The sequence below is a fragment of the Zhenpiania hominis genome (assembly GCF_014333425.1).
Classification (GTDB): Bacteria; Bacillota; Clostridia; order Peptostreptococcales; family Anaerovoracaceae; genus Hominibacterium; species Hominibacterium hominis.
Genome location: NZ_JACRYT010000016.1, coordinates 1 through 15,514, shown reverse-complemented (window position 1 = coordinate 15,514; position 15,514 = coordinate 1). Strand labels below are relative to the sequence as shown.

Below are 15,514 nucleotides of genomic sequence, written 5' to 3'. Positions count from 1 at the left end.
CTTCTATGAGAATACAGTTTTGCGGCGCGTCAACCGGGGTTACAGGCTCCTGTCACCTGATCACAACAGAGCATCATAAAATTCTGCTGGACTGCGGACAGTTTCAGGGGGGCAAAGCTATGGACGCTATGAATTATGAGCCATTTCCCTTTGATCCGGCAGAGATTGACTATATGGTACTCAGCCACGCCCATATTGATCACTGCGGAAGAATCCCGCTGTTGGTAAAACGGGGATTCAAAGGCGATATCTATTGTACGGATGCTACGGCGGATCTGTTGGAAGTGATGCTGAAGGACAGCGGATACATACATGAAAAAGAAGCGGAATGGAAAAACCGGAAGAATGAGCGGGCAGGCCGCCCTCTGGTAGAGCCGCTGTATACCTGCAACGATGCTGTTGAGTCACTGAAGTTTGTAAAACCTGTCCTTTATGACCAGCTCATCGAACTGAACCCGGAAATGAAGATTGTATTTAATGACGCGGGTCATATTTTGGGATCGGCGATTACGGAATTATGGGTGACCGAAGGCGAAAGCGTCTCTAAAATTGTTTTTTCCGGCGATCTGGGCGTTATGGATCGGCCGATTTTAAGAGATCCGACTATTATAAAAAAAGCGGACTATGTTATTATGGAAACTACCTATGGCAACCGTCTGCATCCGCAGAATTCCATGGACGTAAAGTCGCTTATGGAAATCGTGATTAAGACGGCCCGGCGGGGAGGCACTGTGGTGATCCCGTCTTTCGCGGTCGGCAGAACCCAGGAACTGATTTATGAATTTAACCGCTTTTATGAAAATAATCGACAATATCAAAAGGACCTGGAAGAATTGATGGTCTATGTGGACAGTCCGATGGCAACGACCGCGACGGAAGTATTTAAAAGAAATGCTCAGGTTTTTGACGATGAAATGAAAGAGATTATCACAAACGGGGATAATCCACTGGATTTTAAAAACCTGCGCTTTACACGCAGCACAGAAGACTCTATCGCGCTCAACCACAATGATCGTCCGAAGGTGATTATTTCCGCCAGCGGCATGTGCGAGGCAGGAAGAATCCGTCACCATCTGAAGCATAATCTCTGGAATCCAAAAGCAAGTGTCATCTTTGTCGGCTATCAGGCGGAAGGTACCCTGGGAAGACTTCTGGTGGAGGGCGCGAAAGAAGTGACCCTTTTTGGTGAAGAAATTCAGGTTAATGCGGAAATTTACAATTTGGAAGGGTTTTCCGGACATGCGGATCGGGACGGGCTGCTGATGTGGCTGGGAGGTTTTCAAAAAGAACCGAAACATATTTTTCTGGTTCACGGTGAACCGGAGTCAAAAGAAGATTTCGCGCGGACTGTGGAGCAAAAGCTGGGATATCACCCGATCGTAGTCCAGGGGAATTCTGAGTTTGTGCTGGAAAAAGATGAAATTCTTAATAAGCGGGAGGCTATGCAGGAGGCAATGGATAGCGAAGCTCTGGAAAGCGTCAAGAAAAACATCGCGGATATTCATAGAAGGCTGGAAGGTATCCTCTATAATACGCATCTTGCGGTGGACTCCAAGCTGTCCCCCGAAAAGCTGGCTAAAATCAATAATATTGTTCTTGAGCTGGAGAAAGACTCTGTAAACCTGGGAGCCGCGGTTACGGAAGAAAATCGGTAAAAAGGAGAAACTGAGAAAACTCTTAATTTAGAAAAATCGAAAAAATGTATTAAAAATGAGAAAAAATCTTAAATACTATATTGAAATCCGATTTCTTGTGTTATAAGATAGTGATATATCGAAAGATTTGGTATTATCAAACATAAAGGAGAGAGCGATGTCCATTTTACGAGAGATTTCAACTAGTGTTACACAGGTTGCGGAAGCGATCAGCATTGCCATAGGCGTTGAAGTTGAAATTGTAGACACAGATTTGACAATTGTAGGAGGGACCGGCATCTACGCTTCGATGATTGGGAAGAAAGAAGAGGGAGGACATCTGGACAGTAACTATCTGTATGCCAGAGTCCTGCGCAGCGGCAAAACAGAATCCATCGAAGACGCAAAGCGGGCGGAAGACTACGATGATATGGGAGCCGGCAGGACGCACTTTGGAGAGCTGGCGGAAATCTGTACCCCAATCGTTATGCAGGGAGATACGATCGGTGTTATCGGTCTAATCGCCTTCACAGAACAGCAAAAATCCATTCTGTTGGACAAAAAGCGGAGTATGGTAACGTTCGTGGAAAAAATGGCGGATCTTCTGGCGGCGAAAGCGTCTCAGCAGGAGATCTTAGAAGGCGTGGAAGCGTCCAGGGATGAGATGTCCACTGTATTGGAAACAACTCATGAAGGAATTTTTGCGCTGGATAAAAAAGGATACATAAAACACTGCAATAATATGGCGGCAACTTTGTTTAAGACAACCAAATCAGATTTGATCGGACGGCATATCAATGATTTTATGATGGGAACTCCGGCTTTGGAAGTAATCGAAACAGGCAGAGGATATACGGAAAATGAGGAGATCTTTACAACCCCAAGAGGGAAAATGCATTTTATCGTAACTGCAAAGCCCTATATTTCCGGTGACGAAATAGGCGGTGTCGTAATATCCTTCCGAGATATCCAGGAAGCGCAGAAACTTGTGTACAATATCAATACGCGGGCGCTGCAGAATACGTTGGACGATATTGTAGGAAACAGCGAAGAGATTAAAAAGGCGAAAAAGCAGGCTTTAATTACTGCCAAGGGAAACTCTACCGTGTTGATTACCGGCGAGAGCGGTACAGGTAAAGAAATGTTCGCGAAAGCGATCCATTACGCCAGCCCAAGGGGCGAAGGGCCTTTTGTTACCGTTAATTGTGGAGCTATTCCGGAAAATCTGCTGGAAAGTGAACTCTTTGGCTATGAAAAAGGCGCTTTTACCGGAGCCAGTGATAAGGGAAAAGCCGGTAAATTTGAAGCTGCTAACGGCGGGACGATCTTTCTGGACGAAATTGGAGACATGCCGCCGCATCTTCAGGTGAAGATTCTGCATGTGCTGCAGAATATGAGATTCGAACGGGTTGGCGGAAATAAGAATATTATTGTAGATGTTCGAGTTATCGCCGCGACCAATAAAGATCTGGAAAGCATGATTCGAGAGGGGACTTTCCGGGAAGATCTGTATTATCGTCTCAGCGTCATTCCGTTGACAATTCCCCCTTTGAGAGAGCGAAGAGATGATATTAAGCTTTTAATGTATCATTTCCTGAGAAAATATAATACCTTTATGAATCGAAAAATCACAGGTTTTACAAAGGAAGTGGAAGAACTTTATATCAACCACGACTGGCCGGGAAACGTGCGGGAATTGGAAAACGCAGTGGAATATGGCACAAACATGGCTTTCGGTGATACGATCGGTATGGATGAAGTACCTGCGCGGCTCCTGAGAAATGAAGAAAACGTGATGAAATTCCAGGATACGAACCTGCCCCTTTCCGAGCAGGTCAAACGATATGAGAAGGAAATCATTACAAGAAAACTGAAAAAATATGGAACCAGTGGAAACGCGAAGGATACGGTAGCAAAAGAATTGGGCCTGTCAAGAGCGACACTTTATAGAAAATTAACCGAACTAAATATTACAGTGTAGAATTAAAGTATTAGAAGCATAATTCGAAGTATTCTGAAAAAATGAAAAAGCCCCATATGGCTTGATTTTCCGCTAAAAGTAGGATAAAATTAACTTGTTACTTACAATTAGTATTTTTAAGTATATTTATGGAGGAATTGAAAATGTTAAGAGAAGCATTACCTAAAATCGTGACACCGTTACCTGGACCAAATGCTCAGAAGATCATTGACAGAAGAGAAGCTGCAATGCCGGGTGCAATCAAATGCGGATATCCTTGCGTAATCAAACGCGGTGAAGGCGCAATGTTCGAAGACGTTGACGGCAACATCTTCTTAGACTGGGTTGGCGGCGTAGGCGTATTAAATATCGGATACAGCCATCCGGAACTGATCGAAGCAGTAAAAGATCAGTCTGAAAAGTTCTTCCATGCCATGATGAACATCACGACTCATGAACCATACATCAAGATGGCTGAAAAAATGAACGAAATCGTACCGGTTAAAGGCGACAAGAAAAAGACTATGTTTGTAAACTCCGGTGCGGAAGCTGACGAAAACGCAGTAAAAATCGCAAAGAGCTACACTGGCAGACCGAACATCATCGTATTCACTGGCGCGTTCCACGGCAGAACTCAGATGACAATGGCTATGACTGCGAAGAAAGCTTACGCAATCGGCATGGGACCTTTCCCGGACGGCGTATACAGAGCTGAATTCCCGAACCTGTACAGAAAACCGGAAGGAATGACCGACGAAGAAGCGATCCAGTACTACATTGACAAACTGGAACAGGTATTCATCGAAGCGACTCCGAAAGACGCGACTGCTGCTATCGTATTCGAACCGGTACAGGGCGAAGGCGGATTCGTTCCGGCTCCGATCGAATGGGTTAAGGCTGTTAGAAAGATCTGTGATGACAACGGTATCCTGATGATCACAGACGAAGTACAGAGCGGCTGGGCAAGATCCGGAAGAATGTTCGCTTCCGAATACTTCGCAGAAGCCGGATGCGCTCCTGACATCATGACAACTGCAAAATCCATCGCTGGCGGACTGCCTCTGTCTGCGGTAACTGCAAGCGCTGAAATCATGGATGCTGTAACTCCGGGAACAATCGGTGGTACTTACTGCGGTAACCCGGTAAGCTGCGCTTCCGCTCTGAAAGTTGCGGAAGTTATGGAAAGAGATGACTATCCAGGAAAAGCCAGAGCAATCGCTGATAAACTGAACAAGACATTCAACGAATGGAAAGAAAAATATGAAGTAATCGGCGATGTAAGAGGAATGGGCTGCATGATGGGTGTTGAATTCGTTACAGACAAGAAATCCAAGACTCCGAATGCAGAGCTCGTAACAAACATCATCAACGCTGCTGTACAGAAAGGTCTGATTATGGAAGCGGCTGGTACTTACAACAACGTAATCCGTTTCCTGTGCCCGCTGTGCGCGACAGACGCTCAGATCGATGCTGGTCTGGAAATCTACGAAGCAGCAATTAAGGAATGTTTATAATCGTTTCCATAAATAGGCTTAAATTTTAAATTGAACGATAATGGAGAGGTGTACGATAGGTACACCTCTTTTTGTGATAAAAAGCTGTGTGAAAAATGCTTTACCCATTTTCAAATATCTGGTGTCAAACAATTTCAAAAATAACAGTAAGAAAAAATAAGCTGGAAGTAGCAGTTTTTTTTGTGTATAATGTAGTCGGTGAAAAATGCAACCAATGCGGATAAAAGGAGAACGTTTCATGAAAGAGTTAAAATTAGCACTGATTGGATTTGGAAATGCGGGGCAGGCGTTTGCGAAAATGCTGCTGGAAAAAGAAGAGGAGGTTCGGAAAAAATATAATACGAGAATCACAGTCGTCGCGATTACGACAAAGACGAGAGGAAATCTGATCGACGCGTGGGGGATCGATCTGGACAAGGCTCTCAAAAATGTGCAAAACAGCGGAAGATTTGACAAGATTCTCGGATTTTCAGAGAATTCAACTTCTCAGAGTATTGTAGATAAAGTTGATTATGATGTTCTGGTGGAACTGACTCCTCTGGAATTTTCTTCTGGGAAAATCGCGGCAAATCACATCCGAGGCGCTTTAAAACGCGGAAAGCACGCAATTACAGCGAACAAAGGCCCGGTAGCGTGGGCGTGGAAAGAGCTGACGGAACTAGCGGAACGGAATCACTGCCGCTTCTTATATGAAACAACAATTATGGACGGTACTCCTGTTTTCAATATGAAGAGAGGTTCTCTCAGGCTATGTGAAATAACCGGAGTAAAAGGAATTCTCAATAGCGCGACCAATTACATTCTCTGTGAAATGGAAAAAGGGAGGAAGATGGAAGAGATCATAGAGGATGGAAAAGAGCAGGGATTCATTGAGGCTAACCCGGCAAATGATATAGAAGGACATGACGCGGCAGCGAAAGTTGCTGTTCTCGCGAATGTCTTTATGGGAGCGGATATGACGCCTTTAGATGTAGAGTGTGAGGGAATTCAGAATATCACAGAGTTGGACATCAAGAATGCCGCGGAGAAAAACGCGGTGATTAAACTAATGTGCCGGATTGAAAAAGATGAAAACGGAAAAATCCGCGGAAAGGTAGCTCCGGAGGAAGTTGATAAAAAGGATATCTATGCGTCTATAGAGGGGACTTCTTCTGTACTTACGATTCAGACGGATCTGATGGGAACGCTTACAGTAATTGAGGAAGCTCCGGAAGTTCAGCAGAGCGCGTATGGAATTTTCGCTGACTTGATGGCGATTGTTGAAAAAGATTGAAAATAGTAGGTAATAAAACCCTGTCAAAGAGTAAATTTGGCAGGGTTTTGTTGGTTAATCAGGAGAAGCAAAAATGATTTTTTTGTTTTCCAAAGAATTTCGGATTCGGTCGAAGGTTTCCTTATCTCTGCACCCGATTCGATGAAGATGCACGCCGTTTGTCAGAATACTGAGCGGCTTGGCGTTATCCTCTTCCCGCACCTGTTTCAAAAAGAGATCTACATCGTAACGGGAGCCCAGGTTCAAAGCTCCGGAGAGCTGGCCGTATAGAGGATGTTCGATCATGACGTTGATAACATAGCCCCCAAAATCTACGATAGTATAAAGCTCTTCCTGCAATTGCTCCGGAGCATGACAGCATGCTATGAGACCTTCAAAGGGAAAGGCCGCAGAGGAAGGATCTTCAAAGATATACCCTCTGGGGGTAGATGCGATTTTCTCTCCGGAAGCACGCAGCAGAGCTACATCGCCAACGATGATTTGCCTGCTTACTGCCAGCTGCTGGGCAAGAGAAGATGCGCTGACGGGGACGTCCGAACCTCTGAGTGTGTTTAAAATTTCTTTTCGTCTTGCTTTGGCATTCAATCCCATCATCTCCTCTCATAAATATCTCAAGTTCATAATAGCATATTACGCATATGGGGGCAAGAAATTCAAATCAATATTTACAGGTGTATTGACATAAGAGGAGCTTGTTTGCTACAATCTCTGTGTTTGACATTTTTTAAAGGGAAGAAAACAGAGGAGGAAATCCAGATGACCGAAGCAAAACAGAGTTTTTTAAAACGTAAAAATATTGAATTTACAGCGAAGCGGTATTTTCAGGATGCGCTTTCCGCAATGGCGCTGGGACTTTTCGCGTCCCTTCTGATCGGCTTAATTATTCAGACGATCGGAGAGCAGACAGCGGTCCTGTTCGGAACGAATTCCATTTCAGATTTTTTGATTGATACTGGAGCGACCGCGGGAGAATTCATGGGGGCGGCTGTAGGTACGGCAGTTGCCTGGGGGCTAAAAGCTCCACCGCTGGTTCTTTTTACAAGCGCGGTTACGGGTATGATGGGCGCAACTCTCGGTGGTCCGGCTGGAGCTTTTTTAGCCGCGGCGCTAGGCGCGGAGTTCGGGAAAGCTGTATCGAAAGAGACAAAAGTAGATATTTTAGTGACGCCTGCGGTTACGCTTCTGATGGGGGCGCTGTGCGCTATGATAGTTGGCCCTCTTGTGGATAAGCTGATGACTGGTCTCGGAAAAGTGATTATGGCCGCGACAGAATGGCAGCCATTCCTGTTTGGCATTGTGATTTCGGTGATTGTGGGACTGGTATTGACCGCGCCTATTTCAAGTGCGGCCCTCTGTATTATGCTGGATCTTTCCGGGCTTGCGGCCGGTGCGGCTACAGTGGGATGCTGTGCGCAGATGGTCGGATTCGCGGCAATCAGCGTGAAAGAAAACGGCATTGGAGGCATTGTGGCGCAGGGAATCGGTACCTCAATGCTTCAGGTATCCAATATTATAAAAAACCCATGGATTTTAGTGCCGCCTACTTTGGCGTCAGCGATTATTGGCCCGCTTTCCACAGTAGTGTTTAAGATGACGAATGTTCCTGCTGGGGCGGGTATGGGTACCTCCGGATTGGTAGGCCAGATTGGAACTTTTACCGCAATGGGATTTTCTGTTCCGGTTCTTTTGGAAATTCTGCTTCTGCATATTGCGCTTCCCGCGCTGCTTTCAATCGTCATAGATCGAATTTTGAAGCGGGCAGGGAAAATTAAGGTAGGAGACTATAAATTGGATTTGTAATTAGATTCATCTCGTCTGCGCTCTTGTCGATAGGCCCATTTAAGGATGAACACCTGGAGAATACCGGCAATCGGAACAGCTAAAATCATTCCGATAATTCCACCGAAATATCCGAAGACGCTGACTGCAAGAAGCACAGCCAGAGGATGTAATCCGGTAGAGGAGCCCACGACTTTTGGATAAATAATATTTGAATCAATTTGCTGCACAATGACAAGGACCAGAACAGCCAGAACGCCATGCACAAAATCGCTGGTCAGCCATCCAATAAGGAACGCAGGAATCATTCCGATCAGTGGGCCGAAATAAGGGATTACATTTGCGATTCCCGCGAAGACTCCGATAAATACCGCAAAATCCAGCCCGACAATCGACAGTCCAATGGAGGAAAGTATCGCTACAAACACCGCGTCCAGGAGAGCGCCCCGCACAAACTGAGAAAGAACCCCGTTTACTTCGTTTAAAGTCTCTGTTACAGCCGCATTTGCTCGTTGCGGTAACACCAGATGAAGGAATTTTCTCCAAATGGAAAGGAAAAAGTCTTTATCTTTCATCAGATAAATGCTGACAATGGCGCCGATAACAAAATTTACAACACTCCCTACAGCGCCGGAAACAACCGAGACGGCAGTAGAAGCGCTAAAATTCTCAGAGAACCAGGAGATTACCGAATTTGAAGCATCCATAACCTTTTCGGAAAGAAAGCCATCCGGGAAATTCTGAGAAACCCATTGCTTTAATTCCACCTCGTAGGAAAGGAACGTCTGAAGAACATTATTAAATGTTGTAGAAAAATTGGTGAATACAAGTTGTCCCACAATCATTACGGCAAACCCGTAAATAATTGCGGCGATTGCCGCGAGCACAATGATAAAGGTAAGCAAAACGCTGATAAATCGGCTGAGCTTTCTGCGTTTTTCCGCTTTGAGCGGATCTTCAGGGACCCGAAAAAAGACTTTTTGCATCAGTTTTTTGTCAATTAATGTAACTAGAGGATTCAGCAGGTAAGAGATAATCAGTCCAATAAAAAGCGGTGAAAACGCTGACAGCAAAGCGCTGATGCCGCTTCCCAAAGAACTTGCAATACTGCTGAAATTTTTTACAACAAAGTAAAGCACATATAAAAGAAATGCATTAAACACAATAAAAAGGCTTCCCCTTATAAACGCGCGGTCCCTCATATATTCTTTGATTTTTTTCATCCTTGTATCCCCTCCGTATAGGGGTTATTATATACTATACAAAAATTAATAGCAATTTTTATTATGGAGAATTTTATGAAAAAGAAGATACCAGAGCTGCTGGCGCCGGCAGGAGGCATGAATCAACTGGTTGCGGCGGTTGAGAATGGGGCAAATGCGGTCTACCTTGGAGGACCGCTGTTCAACGCGAGGATCCAAGCTGACAATTTTACAGAAGAAAAACTGGAACAGGCGGTTGATTACGCGCATTTGCGGGACGTAAAGGTTCATGTGACGCTCAATACACTTTTGAAAGACGAAGAACTTTTGCCGGCGCTGGAATACGCGGCAAAACTTTATGAGATGGGAGTAGACGCGCTGATTGTACAGGATTTGGGACTAGCGTATCTTTTGCGGCAGTATCTTCCTGATTTGCCGCTTCATCTGTCCACCCAGGGCAGTATTTATAATCTTTCTGGTGTAAAAAAAGCAAGAGAGCTGGGGTTTTCCAGAGTCGTCCTGGCAAGGGAACTATCTCTGGCAGAAATTCAACAAATTACAGATAACACTAGTTGCGAAGTGGAAGTTTTTGTCCACGGAGCGTTATGCATTTGCTACTCCGGACAGTGTCAGATGAGTCGGATTTTGGGCCGTGGAGAAAGAAGCGGGAACCGGGGCTTGTGTGCCCAACCGTGCCGGTTGCCTTATAAAGATGATAAGGGGAAGACAGCCTGCATTCTCAGCCCGAAGGATCTGTGTACGGTAGATGATTTAGGGGAGCTGGCAGAAGCGGGTGTCACATCTTTGAAAATTGAAGGACGAATGAAATCAGCTGAATATGTCGCGGCCGTAACGCGAATTTATCGAAAGTATTTGGACTACTATGCGAAGAGTGGGAAGTTTCGAGTATCGGCAGAGGACCGACGCGTTTTGATGCAGGTGTTTAATCGTGGAGGCTTTACAGAAGGATATTTGAAGGGAAATCCAGGGGCGGAGTTTCTGTCGGGCAGGCTGCCAAAGCACCAGGGCGTTTTCGCGGGGACTGTCGTAAAGCGCGTACCGGGAACAAATCTGGTGGATGTGGAGCCGACCGCTTCTCTTGAGATCGGTGATGGAATTGAAATTCGGAGCAGAGAGTTGGTCGGAAATATCCTCACCTACAGACAAGAGAGAAAAGGCGGAATGCTTCGGATTGGTGACATCAAGGGAACGGTCAGAACAGGTGACAGGGTATACAAGATAACGGATGCCGCTTTGATGCAGAGTCTGAGGCGCTCCTATGAGGAAGCAGGCCCGGAAGGAACAAAATGCAAAAAGACAGTGCCTGTCTGTATGAATTTGCAGGTTCGGATCGGGCAGCCGCCGGTTCTTACGGTCAGAAGCAGTAAGTGGAGTGTAACCGTCTGTGATGAAAGTGTAGCTGCGGAAAAAGCCCGTAACAGGGTCCTTGAAAAGGAATCTGCGGAAAGGCAGCTAAGTAAGACAGGAGGCACACCTTTTTATGTGGAATCCATTAAAATGAATCTGGAAGAAGGGTGCGCGCTGCCAATTTCTTCACTGAACCGTCTTAGGAGGGAAGCCCTCCTTCGCCTTACGGAGGAAAAAGAAAGAGCGGGAAAAAGGCGCTGCAGAGAAATGCCGCGGAGAATTTCTTTTGAAAAAACGGAGCGCCAAAAAAGATTGGCCTTTTATTTCTATCAGGGAACATCTTTTCAGCAGTTTGACTTAGATGCGGTAAAAGCTCTTTTGAAAGAGAAAGAGCTGCCCCTCAGAATTTACGTACCTTTGCGTTTTTTTGTGGAGAATCATCTCGCCAGCAGAGAAGAAGATATTGTTCCGTATATTTTAAACATCAGTAAAGGACGCCTGGATCAATATATAGAAGAAAATTTTGATAAAATTGTGGAGAAAACGAAACGGTGCGGCATTTCCGTAGGGAATTTGGGCTGGATTCGTGAGTTTGCGGCGGAAGGCGTTCCTCTTTACGCGGACTATGGCTTGAATTTGTATAACCAGAAAGCGGTGGAGTCGGTTGTGTTGCAAGGGATAAGGCAGGCAGTCCCATCCCATGAGCGGTGGAAGATAGAAAACGGGCCTATTCCATTGATGATTTCCGAGCATCAATTCCATACGTCAAGCCTAACGGATCGAAAAAATGAATTGTACGAAATTGTATACAATGAAGAAGGTGATAAGAGTTTGATTTTTCCGAAAGGAAAGCTTCCTTCTATAAAAGAACTAGTCCGCAGAGCAGAAAAAGAAGAGGGAGAATCTCGGATATATATTCCGTAAACCATTGGAATAACAGGAAAAAATGAAGATTGAAAAAGCGGATGCGCGGCGTTCATCAAGTACGGAAAAAAATACAAAAAATGGGGGTTGACGAAGGATTGTACACAGGTGTATTATGTATACAAAAAGTAAGACTTTCAATTGGTGAACGCCTTTTTTCTAAGGAAAAAGCGTGGTAGACGAAAAGCAGGTTGTGATTCCTGCTAATAATTTTTGTTTTTATATGTATACAATATACAGAACACAAAAGGAGGGGCCGATTATGAAAGAACAATGGAAAGGCTTCAAGCCGGGAAAGTGGATGGATGAAATCAGCATCGAAGAGTTTATGCAGCTCAATTATCATCCATACGAAGGTGACGAAAGCTTCTTGGCAGGACCGACAGAACGGACGAGGATTGTGGCGGATAAAGTTCAGGAGCTTCTGAAAGAAGAAAGAAAGCATGACGGTGTGCTGAAAGTGGATGCCAGCAGAATTATGACTGCTACAGCATTTCCTCCCGGATATATAGATAAAGAGCGGGATATTATTGTAGGGCTCCAGACTGACGAACCGCTGAAACGCGGAATATGCCCATTCGGAGGCATTCGAATGGCGAGGCAGTCCGTTGAAGCTTATGGTGAGAAGCTGGATGATGGAGTAGAAGAGATTTTTAAATATGTGACAACTCATAACGATGGCGTATTCAGTGTGTACTCGGACGAAATGAAAAAGGTGAGACACCTTGGATTTATTACAGGACTTCCTGATGCTTACGGGAGAGGGAGAATTATCGGCGACTACAGAAGGATCGCTTTGTATGGAATGGATTTTCTGATTGAAGAAAAGAAAAAAGACAAAGCGGAACTGTCCCAAAAACCGATGACGAACGAAAATATCCAGCTTATTGAGGAAATTCACAAACAGATTGTCGAAATGGGCGAGATTAAAAAGATGGCAGCCATGTACGGCTATGATATTTCCGACTCCGCAAAAGATACAAAAGAGGCGATTCAGTGGTTGTATTTCGGATACCTGGCGGCGATAAAGGAAGAGAATGGGGCGGCTATGTCTCTTGGAAGAACGTCAACCTTTATTGACATTTTCGCAGAGCGGGATTTGGAGAACGGTGTGTACACCGAAAGCGAGATACAGGAATTCGTAGATGATCTGATTTTAAAACTGAGAGTCGCGCGGCATTTGAGAACTCCGGAATATAATGAGCTGTTCGGCGGCGATCCTATGTGGATTACAGAGGGGATCGGCGGTATGGGAGCGGACGGCAGGACACGGGTTACAAAGAACTCCTACCGGATGCTGAATACTTTATATGACCTGGGGCCTTCGCCGGAGCCAAATATGACGGTACTCTGGTCGGAACATCTGCCGGAGCCGTTTAAACGTTTCTGCGCGAAGGTATCAATCGATACCGATTCGATTCAGTATGAGAATGATGATGTTATGAGGAAGTCCTATGGAGATGACTATTCCATCGCCTGCTGCGTTTCCGCGATAAAAATGGGGGAACAGATGCAGTTCTTTGGTGCCAGATACAACCTGGCAAAAATTCTTTGCCTGGCTCTTAACGGAGGCGTGGACGAAAGAACTGGGGAACGAGTCGGCCCGCAGATGGAACCGGTCGGAGACGGGCCGATCGACTACGAAGACGCTATGAGACGTTTCAATATTTACAGAGACTGGCTGTGCGGACTCTATGTTAATATAATGAATATCATTCATTACATGCACGATAAATACGCATATGAAAAGAGTCAGATGGCATTTCTGGACAGTAATATCGGAAGATTGATGGCTTTTGGCGTTGCGGGGCTTTCCGTAGCGGCAGACTCCTTCAGCGCGATTAAATACGCGAAAGTGTATCCGATTAAAAATGAAGAAGGGGTTATTGTAGACTATAAAACGATCGGCGAATTCCCGAAATATGGAAACGACGATGACAGAGTGGACCAGATAGCCGTTGAACTGACCCAGGGGACGATTAACGAGCTGAGAAAGCACCCGACTTATAGAAACGCGGTACACACCCTGTCAGTGCTGACAATTACCTCCAATGTCGTTTATGGCAAAAAGACGGGGAATACTCCGGATGGAAGACGGGCGGGAGAGCCCTTCGCGCCTGGTGCAAACCCAATGCATTGCCGTGATGACCACGGAGCGGTCGCGTCTTTGAACTCTGTCTCCAAAGTAAAATGGGAAGACTGTAAGGACGGCGTGTCCTATACATTCAGTATCACTCCGGAAACCCTGGGAAAGACGAAAGATGCGCAGGTGGATACTTTAGTAGGCCTCATGAGCGGATACTTCCGTCAGGGCGCGCATCATCTGAATGTCAATGTGCTGAATAGAGAATTGCTGATTGATGCTTACGAAAATCCGGATAAATATCCAAATCTTACGATTCGAGTATCCGGTTATGCGGTTAAGTTTAACTCCCTTTCGAAAGACCACCAAAAGGAAGTCATTCAAAGGACATTCCATTCCGCTATTTAAAAAAAGAGAAGTGTCGATTATAATAATAAGGTGCCTTTGTCCGTGAAGGCACCTTATTTGTTAAAGGTTGAATCGGATCGGTTTTAAGGAGGAACTATGACGACAGGGAGATTACATTCGATTGAAACTTTTGGGGCGGTTGACGGGCCGGGAATTAGAACGGTATTTTTTTTACAGGGGTGTCCGGCCAGGTGCGTTTACTGCCATAACCCCGACTCCTGGTCCACCGCCGGCAAAGAAGAAATTTCGGTTGAACAGGTGGTGCATACTGCCCAAAGAGGCAGACCTTATTATGGCAAAGATGGAGGAGTGACATTTTCCGGTGGAGAACCTCTCCTTCAGGGGGAATTTTTAATCGAAGCTATGGAAGCGCTTTCGAAGGAAGGGATTTCTTCCATTCTTGATACCAGCGGCACATGGGTGGATGACTTTACAAAAGGCGCGATCGAAAAAAGCCAGATGTTGCTTTTAGATGTAAAACATCCGGATGAGGAGAAATTTAAGGAAATAACAGGGGTTAGTCAAGATAATTTGCTGCAGGTAATCGATTTTGCTAACGACGAAAATAAGCCGTTATGGATTCGACAAGTCATTGTTCCGGGAATCAACGATACCGAGGAAGATGTTAAGTCGCTGAAAGCTTTTGTGGAACAGAGGGTGAAAAACTTATACACCATTGAGCTTCTTGGATATCATAATATGGCTATTGAAAAATGGGATAAGCTGGGCATTCCTTATAAGCTGCGAAACGTTCCTCCTATGGACCGGGGCAGACTCGCCAGGCTTAGCCAGCTATTATAGGAACGGTGCTGTCAAACGTGCAAAAACAGGGGGAGGGAAAAAAAGATAAAAAAGTTTCGAAAAAGGTGTTGACAGAGAGGGAATGATTTGGTAATATAGACAAGCTGTCAGATGAGAGCGGCCACGAAGAGCTAGAAAGAAAGACGGAAAAAAATAAAAAAAGTGGCTGACAAACAGCTCAGAAGATGGTAAAATAACAGATGTTCGCTGAAAAGCGGACAGTGCCCGAAAAGGGCAAGAACCATGAAAATTTCATAGCATAGAAATCCAGCGAACGGGAGTCGAGAGACTTCCGGGAGATGGAAGGAAGACGGACAAGAAGAAAACAACTTGAACGTTTCCGGAAATTCCAAAAAAGAAAACGAAGAGATTTCGGAACAAATCGCAAAGCGCGAGAAGCGTGAAATGAGCGAGACAAACGAGATTGAAGCTTTTCCGAGAGGGAAAGATTTGATACCATTCAAAAAGAGTTTGATCCTGGCTCAGGATGAACGCTGGCGGCGTGCCTAACACATGCAAGTCGAGCGAGAAGCTTTTAACGGACGCTTCGGTTGAAGTTAAGAGTGGA

Annotated in this window: 10 protein-coding genes and 1 rRNA gene; 9 read left to right on the top strand and 2 right to left on the bottom strand. The window is 45.2% G+C overall.

Annotated elements, in window-relative coordinates; genetic code table 11:
- Positions 1 to 5 precede the first annotated feature (5 nt).
- The 4 genes from H9L42_RS12420 (at position 6) to H9L42_RS12405 (ending at position 6,381) form a co-directional block, all read left to right on the top strand.
- The gene (locus H9L42_RS12420) at positions 6 to 1,655 is read left to right on the top strand and encodes an MBL fold metallo-hydrolase RNA specificity domain-containing protein (RefSeq protein WP_187303724.1); all 1,650 of its coding nucleotides are present in this window, start codon (positions 6 to 8) and stop codon (positions 1,653 to 1,655) included.
- 157 nt (positions 1,656 to 1,812) lie between these two features.
- Positions 1,813 to 3,615: a sigma-54-dependent Fis family transcriptional regulator gene (locus H9L42_RS17185; RefSeq protein ID WP_187303723.1), complete on the top strand. Its 1,803-nt coding sequence runs from the start codon at positions 1,813 to 1,815 to the stop codon at positions 3,613 to 3,615.
- Positions 3,616 to 3,758: 143 nt separating this feature from the next.
- Positions 3,759 to 5,108 (top strand): aspartate aminotransferase family protein, encoded by a 1,350-nt coding sequence (locus tag H9L42_RS12410; RefSeq protein WP_187303722.1) that lies wholly within the window; start codon positions 3,759 to 3,761, stop codon positions 5,106 to 5,108.
- A 238-nt stretch (positions 5,109 to 5,346) separates the two neighbouring features.
- Positions 5,347 to 6,381: a hypothetical protein gene (locus H9L42_RS12405; protein ID WP_187303721.1), complete on the top strand. Its 1,035-nt coding sequence runs from the start codon at positions 5,347 to 5,349 to the stop codon at positions 6,379 to 6,381.
- Positions 6,382 to 6,435: 54 nt separating this feature from the next.
- Here the strand turns inward: H9L42_RS12405 and H9L42_RS12400 are convergent, their stop codons facing one another.
- Positions 6,436 to 6,966, bottom strand: a complete 531-nt coding sequence (locus H9L42_RS12400) for a transcription repressor NadR (protein ID WP_187303720.1) — start codon at positions 6,964 to 6,966, stop codon at positions 6,436 to 6,438.
- 171 nt (positions 6,967 to 7,137) lie between these two features.
- On the opposite strand from H9L42_RS12400, the gene H9L42_RS12395 reads away from it, so the two are divergent.
- On the top strand, positions 7,138 to 8,181 hold the full coding sequence (locus H9L42_RS12395) for a PTS sugar transporter subunit IIC (protein ID WP_187303719.1): 1,044 nt from the start codon (positions 7,138 to 7,140) through the stop codon (positions 8,179 to 8,181).
- Here H9L42_RS12395 and H9L42_RS12390 read toward each other — a convergent pair.
- Positions 8,163 to 9,383, bottom strand: a complete 1,221-nt coding sequence (locus H9L42_RS12390) for an AI-2E family transporter (protein ID WP_187303718.1) — start codon at positions 9,381 to 9,383, stop codon at positions 8,163 to 8,165. The genes H9L42_RS12395 and H9L42_RS12390 overlap by 19 nt on opposite strands.
- 75 nt (positions 9,384 to 9,458) lie before the next feature.
- Between H9L42_RS12390 and H9L42_RS12385 the strand changes: the two genes are divergently transcribed.
- From H9L42_RS12385 to H9L42_RS12370, 4 genes are all read left to right on the top strand, one after another.
- The gene (locus H9L42_RS12385; RefSeq protein ID WP_187303717.1) at positions 9,459 to 11,654 is read left to right on the top strand and encodes a peptidase U32 family protein; all 2,196 of its coding nucleotides are present in this window, start codon (positions 9,459 to 9,461) and stop codon (positions 11,652 to 11,654) included.
- Between the two features lie 262 nt (positions 11,655 to 11,916).
- Positions 11,917 to 14,145, top strand: a complete 2,229-nt coding sequence (gene pflB, locus H9L42_RS12380; RefSeq protein ID WP_187303716.1) for a formate C-acetyltransferase — start codon at positions 11,917 to 11,919, stop codon at positions 14,143 to 14,145.
- Between the two features lie 96 nt (positions 14,146 to 14,241).
- Positions 14,242 to 14,946 carry a pyruvate formate-lyase-activating protein gene (gene pflA, locus H9L42_RS12375; protein ID WP_187303715.1) on the top strand — a complete coding sequence of 235 codons (705 nt, stop codon included), beginning with the start codon at positions 14,242 to 14,244 and terminating at the stop codon, positions 14,944 to 14,946.
- A gap of 459 nt (positions 14,947 to 15,405) precedes the next feature.
- A 16S ribosomal RNA gene (locus H9L42_RS12370) occupies positions 15,406 to 15,514 on the top strand; the annotation flags it as partial.

Bases quoted from the DNA above. Each gene is read 5' to 3' on its own strand.
- H9L42_RS12405 (WP_187303721.1), top strand. From the start codon at position 5,347: ATGAAAGAGTTAAAATTAGCACTGATTGGATTTGGAAATGCGGGGCAG.
- H9L42_RS12410 (WP_187303722.1), top strand. From the start codon at position 3,759: ATGTTAAGAGAAGCATTACCTAAAATCGTGACACCGTTACCTGGACCA.
- H9L42_RS12420 (WP_187303724.1), top strand. From the start codon at position 6: ATGAGAATACAGTTTTGCGGCGCGTCAACCGGGGTTACAGGCTCCTGT.
- pflA (WP_187303715.1), top strand. From the start codon at position 14,242: ATGACGACAGGGAGATTACATTCGATTGAAACTTTTGGGGCGGTTGAC.
- H9L42_RS17185 (WP_187303723.1), top strand. From the start codon at position 1,813: ATGTCCATTTTACGAGAGATTTCAACTAGTGTTACACAGGTTGCGGAA.
- H9L42_RS12395 (WP_187303719.1), top strand. From the start codon at position 7,138: ATGACCGAAGCAAAACAGAGTTTTTTAAAACGTAAAAATATTGAATTT.
- pflB (WP_187303716.1), top strand. From the start codon at position 11,917: ATGAAAGAACAATGGAAAGGCTTCAAGCCGGGAAAGTGGATGGATGAA.
- H9L42_RS12390 (WP_187303718.1), bottom strand. From the start codon at position 9,383: ATGAAAAAAATCAAAGAATATATGAGGGACCGCGCGTTTATAAGGGGA.
- H9L42_RS12385 (WP_187303717.1), top strand. From the start codon at position 9,459: ATGAAAAAGAAGATACCAGAGCTGCTGGCGCCGGCAGGAGGCATGAAT.